At 66.7% G+C, this 1,451-nt stretch carries 1 protein-coding gene; it reads right to left on the reverse strand.

Going from position 1 to position 1,451, the window contains the following annotated elements; translation table 11 throughout:
- Nucleotides 1–33: 33 nt before the first annotated feature.
- Entirely contained in the window at nucleotides 34–1,314 is a 1,281-nt protein-coding gene (locus BSB02_RS39150) for an IS256 family transposase (protein WP_143591781.1), read from the reverse strand.
- Nucleotides 1,315–1,451: the final 137 nt, after the last annotated feature.

Here is a 1,451-nt window from a genome sequence, read left to right on the forward strand (position 1 = left end):
GAGCAATCGTCAAGACCTGTGGATCAAGATCTTTTAGGCGGCTCTCGACTGGTCCTCGGTGACGGGTGATTCCTCGGGCCGCTCGACCAGCTTGCCGTTGATGAACGTCGCCCCGGCACGGACCAGGGCGACAAGATGAGGTGCGTTGACGGCTCGCCAGCGCTTTTGCGCCGACTCGATGAGTTTGAAGGCCATCGCCAGCCCGGCTGCTCGCGAGCCCGGCCCCTTGGTGACCTTGGTCCGGTGCCGGACGGTGGCGAAGGTCGACTCGATGGGGTTGGTCGTGCGTAGGTGCACCCAATGTTCGGCCGGGTAGTCGTAGAAGGCCAGCAGTTCGTCGAGGTCGTCGGTGACCTTGGCGACGGCCTTGGAATACTTGGCGCCGTAGGTGGCCTTGAAGTCGGTGACCGCGCGTTCGGCGTGGTCCTTGTCCTCGGCGTTCCAGATCTCCGCCAGCGCCTTCTTCGCGCCCGGGTGGGCCGACTTCGGCAGCGCCCCCAACACATTAGAGATCTTGTGAAACCAGCACCTCTGGGCTCTGGTCTGCGCAAACACCTCACCCAGCGCCGACCAGAAGCCGAGCGCGCCGTCCCCGATCGCCAGCACCGGCGCGGTCATCCCGCGCCGTTTGCAGTCGCGCAGCAGGTCGGCCCACGACTCCGTCGACTCCCGGTAGCCATCGGTCACCGCGACGAGCTCCTTACGGCCGTCGGCCCGCACGCCGATCATCACCAGCAGGCACAGCTTGTGCTCCTCCAGCCGGATGTTGACGTGGATGCCGTCCACCCACAGGTAGACGTAGTCGACGAGCGACAGGTCCCGGCCGGCGAAGGCACGTTGCTCGCTCTTCCAGGTCTCGGTCAGTCTCGTGATCACCGAGGCCGACAGGCCCGCGCTCGACCCAAGGAAGTGCCCCAGCGCGGGCACGAAGTCGCCGGAGGACAAGCCGTGCAGATACAGCAGCGGCAGCACCTCCGTCAGCTGCGGCGTCTTACGGGCCCAGGCGGGCAGAATCGCCGAGGAGAACCGCCGACGCTCACCCGTCGTCTCGTCGATGCGCTTGTCGTTGACCCGCGGAGCCTTCACCTCGATCGCGCCGACGCCGGTGAGCAGCTCACGCGGGGCGTGGTAGCCGTTGCGCACGACCAGGCGGTGCCCGGCCTCGTCGCGCTCGTCGGCGAAGGCGGCGATGTAGGCGTCGACCTCGGCCTGCAGAGCGGCGGCGAGCATCTTGCGGGCGCCCTCGCGGACGATCTGGTCGATCAGCGAGGCGGAGCCGCCGCCAGGCACACCATCGTGGTCGTCAGCGGGCAACTCGGGCACTACGGTGAGGGACACGGGTGTGCCTTCCCGGCCGACGCCGCGAACGTCGGCCTATCTCGAAACCTTGATCAGATGATTCGGGAAGGTACACCCCTTCCCGTCAGATCCACAGGTTTCGATCATTGCTC

Origin of the sequence: Thermoactinospora rubra (genome assembly GCF_002093975.1) — a bacterium.
In the GTDB taxonomy this organism is placed as follows: domain Bacteria; phylum Actinomycetota; class Actinomycetes; order Streptosporangiales; family Streptosporangiaceae; genus Nonomuraea; species Nonomuraea rubra_A.